Annotated in this window: 11 protein-coding genes and 3 pseudogenes; 12 read left to right on the top strand and 2 right to left on the bottom strand. The window is 68.8% G+C overall.

Features of this window, described 5'->3' with window-relative positions:
• From Y694_RS26210 to Y694_RS18560, 5 genes and pseudogenes are all read left to right on the top strand, one after another.
• Positions 1–308: pseudogene (locus tag Y694_RS26210) on the top strand (hypothetical protein); the annotation flags it as partial.
• A gap of 140 nt (positions 309–448) precedes the next feature.
• Positions 449–792, top strand: a pseudogene (locus Y694_RS27270) (DUF5990 family protein); the annotation flags it as partial.
• Between the two features lie 373 nt (positions 793–1,165).
• Entirely contained in the window at positions 1,166–1,657 is a 492-nt protein-coding gene (locus tag Y694_RS18570; protein ID WP_036235217.1) for a hypothetical protein, read from the top strand.
• Positions 1,658–1,680: 23 nt separating this feature from the next.
• Positions 1,681–2,205: a DinB family protein gene (locus Y694_RS18565; protein WP_036235215.1), complete on the top strand. Its 525-nt coding sequence runs from the start codon at positions 1,681–1,683 to the stop codon at positions 2,203–2,205.
• A 16-nt stretch (positions 2,206–2,221) separates the two neighbouring features.
• Entirely contained in the window at positions 2,222–2,668 is a 447-nt protein-coding gene (locus Y694_RS18560; RefSeq protein WP_036235213.1) for an SRPBCC family protein, read from the top strand.
• Positions 2,669–2,691: 23 nt separating this feature from the next.
• Here the strand turns inward: Y694_RS18560 and Y694_RS18555 are convergent, their stop codons facing one another.
• Positions 2,692–3,168, bottom strand: a complete 477-nt coding sequence (locus tag Y694_RS18555; protein WP_036235211.1) for a copper chaperone PCu(A)C — start codon at positions 3,166–3,168, stop codon at positions 2,692–2,694.
• Between the two features lie 135 nt (positions 3,169–3,303).
• Positions 3,304–3,762, bottom strand: coding sequence for a DUF2946 domain-containing protein (locus Y694_RS18550; RefSeq protein ID WP_231497775.1), 459 nt, complete (start codon positions 3,760–3,762; stop codon positions 3,304–3,306).
• A gap of 29 nt (positions 3,763–3,791) precedes the next feature.
• Between Y694_RS18550 and Y694_RS18545 the strand changes: the two genes are divergently transcribed.
• The 7 genes and pseudogenes from Y694_RS18545 to Y694_RS18515 form a co-directional block, all read left to right on the top strand.
• A complete protein-coding gene (locus tag Y694_RS18545) occupies positions 3,792–3,971 on the top strand; it encodes a hypothetical protein (protein ID WP_036235209.1) in 180 nt (59 codons plus the stop codon).
• A gap of 104 nt (positions 3,972–4,075) precedes the next feature.
• Positions 4,076–4,369, top strand: coding sequence for a hypothetical protein (locus tag Y694_RS18540; protein ID WP_011828284.1), 294 nt, complete (start codon positions 4,076–4,078; stop codon positions 4,367–4,369).
• A gap of 43 nt (positions 4,370–4,412) precedes the next feature.
• Entirely contained in the window at positions 4,413–5,024 is a 612-nt protein-coding gene (locus tag Y694_RS18535) for an antibiotic biosynthesis monooxygenase (protein ID WP_231497774.1), read from the top strand.
• A gap of 15 nt (positions 5,025–5,039) precedes the next feature.
• Positions 5,040–5,462 (top strand): hypothetical protein, encoded by a 423-nt coding sequence (locus Y694_RS18530; RefSeq protein WP_051495890.1) that lies wholly within the window; start codon positions 5,040–5,042, stop codon positions 5,460–5,462.
• A 62-nt stretch (positions 5,463–5,524) separates the two neighbouring features.
• Positions 5,525–6,022, top strand: coding sequence for a hypothetical protein (locus Y694_RS18525; RefSeq protein ID WP_152543549.1), 498 nt, complete (start codon positions 5,525–5,527; stop codon positions 6,020–6,022).
• A gap of 33 nt (positions 6,023–6,055) precedes the next feature.
• Positions 6,056–6,679: a LysE family translocator gene (locus Y694_RS18520; protein ID WP_036235203.1), complete on the top strand. Its 624-nt coding sequence runs from the start codon at positions 6,056–6,058 to the stop codon at positions 6,677–6,679.
• Positions 6,680–6,692: 13 nt separating this feature from the next.
• Positions 6,693–7,012, top strand: a pseudogene (locus Y694_RS18515) (GNAT family N-acetyltransferase); the annotation flags it as partial.

Raw genomic sequence — 7,012 nt, 5'->3', positions numbered from 1 at the left:
CCCTAACGCTGGACTTCATTCAGACGGAAGAAGCCTTTCCGGTCGAGCACTTCTGCTTCCGAGTATCAGAAGAAGAATTCGATCAAATCCTTCGGCGCTTGCGAGACGCAGGCATTGCTACAGAAGCCAGGTTCGAGGTCCGACGGATCGGAAGATCAACACGGACTACGGCGGAAGAATGGTTTACTGGAACGAGCCCGAAGGCCATCAGTGGGAAATGCTCACGGTCAGCTATGCACGCCGTTCAGGCGCTGCGTAAAGTGGCGCCTGACCCTTCGTTCAAGCGGACGCGTGACGACGCCGTCTAACCCAACGTCAAACAACTGAGCCTCTTCGTGCGCAAAGCCAAACCTGAGCAGTCCATCCGAATGCGGATCCTCGTCGTGGATCCGCCGTCTGGCGTTCAGTTCGCCGTGCAACGCGGTCGGTCGGAGTTGCTGGAGCCGTTGCCTGGGCAGCACGAGGCATCCAGTTCGAGCTCTCGCTTCGCCTGGGTTCGCCGCTGCTGGAGGGATCTGTCAATTTCGTGGGTGAGTTTGCACAGGGGCCGCCGTCGGACCGCTTCGTCTACATCAACTCCGGCACCCTCGCGGGCCAGGCGAACTCAGGATGGACACGTCGCGCGAAGTTGAAGCTGGCTTCCATTCCCAGGCAGATCGTCGAGGCGGTACTCTCTACCTCTGAGGGGGTCATCGAGCTCGCGTTGTCGGCACGATGGCCGATGGCGGCCCAGTTTGCGCATCGGTTCAACCCCGATCAGTCGTCTGGAGTTTCGCGCCGGATCTTGCCTGAGCCTTTGCAGAGGCTTCCCGCGAGTCAAGCCGCTGATGACCTGTCGAGTCTTCTGGGTTGAAGTACGGCGTGGCACCTGGCCCGAACCCAGGTATGGGGTAGTACATTTCCCCGGTTTCTGCCCCGGCGCCCCACCTTCGCGGACCGTCTGGATCGAATCTGAGGCCTTGCCATCCCCATGCATCGGCACCATCGCGGCCACTTCGTCGCCTTCGGTCTGCTTCCCGTCTTGAATGCGGTGGCGAGCATGGGCATCCGATGGCTCTGGGCCACCGTTTTGCTTGTGGCGCCCTGGATGGCCCTCGTGGTGGCATCCGCACTCCCCTGAGTCGCACGCACATCGTCGCAAGTTTTCTTCAACGAGGAGATTCACATGCCCGTCGATCCCAAGACCTACCTGCTCGTCCACGTGCTGCTCAGCCTGGTCGGCATCTTCTCCGGCCTGGTCGTCGTGGGGGGCTTGATCGCCGGTGTCCGCTTCTCGCGTTGGGTGGGACTGTTCCTGGCGACGACCTTGTTGACGAGCCTCACCGGGTTCGGCTTTCCGTTCGTCGCGCTGCTGCCGTCCCACATCGTGGGGGCGTTGTCGCTGGTCGTCCTGCTGGGCGCCTTGGCCGCGGTGTACTGGAAGCATCTTGAAGGGGGCTGGCGCCGAGCCTTCGTGGTGCTCAGCGTCGTGGCGCTCTATCTGAACGTCTTTGTGCTTCTGGCCCAGCTGCTGCAGAAGACGCCGGCGCTGGCCCTCCTGGCGCCGACCCCTGCCGCCCCGGCGTTTGCAGCGGCCCAAGGCCTGGTTCTCGCGCTTTTCGCGGTGCTCGGCTGGGCAGCGGTCAAGGGCTACGGGCGCGGCGCGGGCAGCCGCTGAACCCGCGCGTCGGGACCCCCACGATGCCGCTCACCCGCCCTGTCCGGATGCTCACGCGTTACAGCGCCTGGGCGAATGCCCGCCTGTTCATGGCCTTGAGCGGCTTCGCGGCCAACGGCAACACGCCGGGCGCAGCTTCCTCGCTGGGGCGCATGCTCGGCACGCTCAACCACGCGCACCACATCGACCTGATCTGGAAGGCCCACCTCCAGCACGAGCCGCATGGCTTTGGTTCCCGCACGCCCGAGGTGCTGCTCCCGCTCGATGCCCTGCAGGCGGCGCAAGCGGCCGTGGACGACTGGTACGTCGGGTACGCCGACCGGCTTTCGGACGAAGCGCACGAGGAGGTGGTCTCGTTCGCGTTCGTCGACGGCGGCGCCGGGTCGATGACGCGGGGCGAGATGCTTCTCCACATCGTCAATCACAAGACCTACCACCGCGGCTACGTCGCGGAGATGCTCTACCGGGCAGAATCCCGCCCACCGGTGATGGATCTTCCGGTCTTTCTGAGAGACGCTCCGCCAGGCGTTCGGGCCGGGCACCGATGAACAGCGAGGTCACCCCATGTCCGACCACACCGTCCGCCTTCACCGCGTTCTCCGCAGCCCGCCCGAGAAGGTCTACCGCGCCTTCCTCGACGGCGATGCCCTGAGCAAGTGGCTGCCTCCGTACGGCTTCACGTGCAAGGTCCACCACCTGGAGGCGCGCGCCGGCGGCAGCTTCCGCATGTCGTTCAGCAACTTCACGTCGGGCAACAGCCACGCGTTCGGTGGTGAGTACCTGGAGCTGGTGCCGAACGAGCGGATCCGCTACACCGACACGTTCGACGACCCCAACCTGCCCGGTGTCATGGAGGTGACCGTGTCGCTGAAGCCGGTGCTCTGCGGCACCGACGTGAGCATCACGCAGGCGGGCATCCCCGAGGTCATTCCGCTCGAGATGTGCTACCTGGGCTGGCAGGAATCGCTCGCCCAGCTGGCCCAGTTGGTGGAGCCGCAGATCCCCGACTGACGAGGCGCACCGCGGCCCCAGGCTCAATGCTTGTGACCGCCGTGCCCGTCCTGCTTCGCGGGCTGGGTCCCGAGCGCCCTCACTTCGGCCTTGACCTCCACAGTGTCGCGCTTGCCGGTCTTGTCCTCGAACACCAGCGTGAGCGGCACGCTGTCACCGGCCTTCATCTGCTGCTTGAGGTTCATCAGCATGACGTGATAGCTGCCGGGCTTCAGGTCGACGGCCTTGCCTGCCGGCAGGGCCAGTCCCGGGATCTCGCGCATCTTCATCACGCCGTCCTGGATGCTCATCTCGTGCAGTTCGACCAGGGCCGCGACGGTCGATTGGACCGAAACCAACCGGCTGTCCTGCGCCGCGGTGAGCTGCATGAAGGCGCCCGTGGCCTTTTGCTGCGGCACCGTTGCGCGAACCCAGGCGTCCTGGACGGCGACCTGGGCCGACGCGGCAGTGGCCAGGGCACCGCACAACAGTGCGGCGGCGATGGAGGGTTTGACATGCATGGCAGATCCTTTCGATAGGTCGGATTGTTGAAGTGCGTCAGTGCGCGCCGCGTGCGGTCGGCCTGACCGCGGGTGGGTGAACGAAGGCGAGGCCGGAACGCGACGCTCACGCGCTGCGCTGCCGGGGTTCGACGTTCAGGTCTTCAGTGGGGGAGCGCGGGACTGGGCAATGGCCCAGGCGAACAGGGTTCGCGGCGCGGCCAGGAACAGCGCAGGAACGCGGTGCTCCCGCACGTCGAGGATCAGGTCTGCCGGGGCGGCGGGCGGCAGTCCCGGCACGGCCGTGTGCGTGGAGCAGTAGGGGCAATGCTCGAGCGCATGAGCGCGCGACCCGCCCGGGTCCGACAGGTCCGCGGCATCCGGACCCAGCGTGTCGCCGGCATCGACACGAACCAGCTTCGAGCCGGTGACGCTGCAGACCTCGACCCAGCCCGCGGGAACGTCGGCGGCGAACGCATGCGACAGCGTCGGCGCGAGTCCGCCCAGCAGGATCGCGCAGCACGCGATCCACAGCGTGAGGGCTCGGAGCCGGCGGCCGATGGTCATCGAGGCATTGTAGGCACGGAGGGCGAGCAGCCCGATACTGCGCGTCATGATGCAAGTCATGTCGACGTGAACGATCGATGCGCACCTACCTCGCCAACCGCTGGTTCCGCATCGGCTTCTGGCTGGCCGTGCTGGGCTGGAGCCCGCTGCTCGCCATCGTGCTGCTCGCGGCGGTGGGCCTGTGGCCCGATCCGAACCCCAACCCCATCGGGCCCGGGCTGCTGTTCTTCTTCAGCTTCTGGCCGGCGGTCGCCTGATGGGCCTCGGCGCCTTCCAGGTCCGGCGCGGGCGCTGATGGCGGGCGACGGGTCTTCGGTGCCTCCGGCGCCGTTCTGCCTGCGGTGACGGCATCATCCGCACCATGCTGCGCCCCACCCTGCTGATCACCTACCTGTTCGGCGCCGCGCTGGCCGCGCTGGGCCTCGTCGTGCTGTTCGGCGGCGGGGTCGCGCTGCCCACGCGGGAGCCGCCGCGGCAGTTCGTCTTCAGCGGCGTGTCGCTGTGGCTGCTGGGCCTGTCGCCGCTCATCGCGGGGCTGGTGTGCATGGGCCTCGCTCGCGGCCGGTTGTCGCGCGAGTCGCCCACCACACGCTGGGCGCTGGGTGCGAGCATGGCCGCGCTGGGGCTCGCGTTCCTGCTGGCGCCCAAGGCCTGAGCGCCGGCTGGCCACCCCTCCACCGATGCCACACCCGCCCACCATGAGCCGCGACACCCCGCCTGCCTGTCCCGATGCCGACGGTGGCGCCGACGCCGGCGCCCGAGACGACACCGGCGCCACCGCCGTCATCAGCCATCGCGTGCGCCACGACCGCCAGGCCGACTACGAGCGCTGGATGGCCGAGATCGCCCCGTTGAGCCGGGCCGCGCCGGGGCACCTGGACTGGCACGTCATCCGCCCCATCCCCGGACTCACCGAAACGTTCACGGTGATCATCCGTTTCGACACCTGCGAGCACCTGCAGGCCTGGATGGCCTCGGCCGACCGCAGGCGCCTGATCGAGGCGGTGTCCCCGCTGCTGGAGAGCGGCGACGACTTCTTCATCCGCAGCGGGCTGGACTTCTGGTTCACGCCGGCCGGCGCGAAGGCCCAGCTGCCGGTGCGCTGGAAGCAGGCGCTGGTCACGTGGTCGGCGATCTACCCGCTGGTGCTGCTGGTGCCGCTGCTCGTTGCGCCGGTGCTGAGCGCGCTGGGCCTGGCGGGCCACCCGCCGCTGACGATGCTGGCGGTGACCGGCATCGTGGTCAGCCTGATGGTCTGGGTGGTGATGCCGCGCTACACCCGGCTGCTGCGGCGCTGGCTGTTCGCCTGAGGCCGGGGCGACCGGATGCCCGCGCGCCGCCTGCCGCTGCGCGGCGCCCTGCTCGCCTGGCTGGCGATCCTGGCGCTGGCCTTCTTGAACGGCGGGCTGCGCGAACTGGTGCTCGTTCCTCGCCTCGGCCTGCCGGCCGCGCTGGTGCTGAGCGGGCTGCTGCTGTGTGCGTGCATCCTGGCGGTGGCGCTCGCCTGCATCCCGCGCCTGGGCCCGCTGGACCGCACACAATGGCTCGGCATGGGCCTGCTCTGGCTGCTGCTCGCGCTGGGCTTCGAGTTCGGCTTCGGCCGCATGGTGCAGGGCAGGTCCTGGCCCGAGCTGTTCGCCGCGTACCGCTTCGGCGACGGCAACCTGTGGCCGGCCGTGCTGGTCTTCACGCTGTTCGCACCGCTGCTGGCCGCGTGGCTGCGCGGCGGCGGCAGGCCGGCCCGCTGATGGCCAGCAGGCGGTCGGCACTTGCCTCGGGCACCGGCCATGTTCTACAACGCCACCCTCCGATGAAGCCGATCCGACCGTCCGCCGCGACGTGGCAGCGTTCCGCGCCAGGGTTCCGCGTGCCGACGCGGCGGCGGGCGATGGTGCGGTGGCAACTGCTGCTGTTGTCGATGTTGCTGCCGCTGTTCCCGCTGCCGTCGGTAGCGCAGGACGCCACGCTGCACCGCGCCCTGCTGGGCCTGTGGTGCAACTCCGAGGATGGCGGGCGCAGTTGCTGGGCCTGGGACGAGTTCCATGCCGATGGCCGCTTCGAGGCCTGCGGTCGCACCGAGGACGACCCGCGCCCCTTCCACGGCGCCGGCCGGGTCGACATCAGCGGCGCCCGCATGTGCTACACCGTCACCGCCGCGAGCGAGAACTTCTGGCTGCGCCCGGGCCAGCGCTACTGCACCGACATCGTTGCGATCGATGCGCTCACCCACCGCTACCGCGACCTCGACACGCAGGCCGAATTCACGCTCTACCGCCGCGCGCCCGGCGACAAGCACTGCCCCGGCTGACGACGAACAAGACCACGCCCAGGAGACCGACGCTTGATCACGCTGCAGTTCCTCGTCACCTCGCTCATCGTCGTGCTGATCCCCGGCACCGGGGTCGTTTTCACCGTGTCCACCGGGCTCGCGCAGGGCCGGCGCGCCAGCGTCTATGCGTCGCTGGGCTGCACCGCGGGCATCGTGCCGCACCTGCTGGCCTCGATGCTGGGGTTGTCGGCGGTGATGCACACCAGCGCTCTCGCCTTCCAGGCACTCAAGTTCGCCGGGGTCGCCTACCTGTTCTACCTGGCCTGGACCACCTGGCGCGACCGCGGGGCGTTCGCCGTCGACCGGGACGCCACCGCCGCACCGCTGCCGATGCGCAGCCTGGTCACGCGGGCCGCGCTGCTGAACACGCTGAACCCCAAGCTCACGATCTTCTTCCTGGCCTTCCTGCCGCAGTTCGTGGCAGCGGACGCTGCTTCGCCGCTGGCGCAGATGCTGGTGCTCAGCGGCGTGTTCATGGCGATGACCTTCGCGGTGTTCGTCGTCTACGGGCTGCTGGCCGACGCCTTCCGCGGCGTGGTGCTCGAGTCGCCGCGGGTGCAGGACTGGCTGCGCCGCGGCTTCGCCGGCTGCTTCGCCGGGCTGGGCGCGAACCTCGCGCTGTCGGAGTCGCGCTGAGCCGCACCGCCCCATGAACGCCGATCTGCTGGACAACATCACCTGGCACACGCTGTCCGGGCCGCAGTCGCGCTGGTCGGTCGGTGGCGACACGGCGCGGCGCTATGCGCCGGGCTTCTCGCCGATCGTTGGGTTCGCGGACCTGCAGCGCCCCGACTTCGCCGCGCTGGCGCCGCACTGCGCCAGCGGTGAGCCCTTGTACTGCGCCGGCTGGTCCGGACCGGCGCCGGCCGGCTGGCACATCGAGGCCGAGTCCACCATGCACCAGATGGTGTGGGACGGCCCGGCGCCGCCGCCGGCCGATGCCGACGATCCACCCGAGCCGCGCTGCCG

Source organism: Methylibium sp. T29-B (genome assembly GCF_000576225.1).
GTDB classification, from domain to species: Bacteria; Pseudomonadota; Gammaproteobacteria; order Burkholderiales; family Burkholderiaceae_C; genus Methylibium; species Methylibium petroleiphilum.
This window is presented reverse-complemented; position numbering and strand designations above follow the sequence as displayed.